This window comes from Aeromonas veronii bv. veronii (assembly GCF_000820225.1).
Lineage (GTDB): Bacteria > Pseudomonadota > Gammaproteobacteria > Enterobacterales > Aeromonadaceae > Aeromonas > Aeromonas veronii.
Window position 1 is genome coordinate 5819 of the sequence record NZ_CDDK01000033.1, and the last position, 316, is coordinate 6134.

A 316-nucleotide genomic window follows, 5' to 3' on the forward strand; every position below is an offset into this window, starting at 1 on the left:
GCATTGCCGAGCAGGTGGTCTCGACGGTGGATCAGCAGGGTCAGTTCGGATGGGGTGCGCGACTGCTCCGTCAGCCAATCCTTGAGCGCCTCCCAGCGGCTGGGTAAACCCGTTACCGCCAGCCAGACCGGATGAGGGGTCGCGGGACTGGAGAGCAGCCCAAGCTGACCCTGCACCTCCCCCTGCCACCGGCGGATGGAGCGGCGCTGGCCGCTCAAGCGCTGCTGACGCAGCGGGCCCAGATAGAGTCGACGCAGCAACCTGAGCAGCTCGTCGCAATCAAGCGGCTTGGCCAGCGCCGCCAGAATATTGAAAC

At 66.1% G+C, this 316-nt stretch carries 1 pseudogene; it reads right to left on the reverse strand.

Going from position 1 to position 316, the window contains the following annotated elements:
- Nucleotides 1–316 (reverse strand): annotated as a pseudogene (locus tag BN1139_RS21550) (response regulator); the annotation flags it as partial.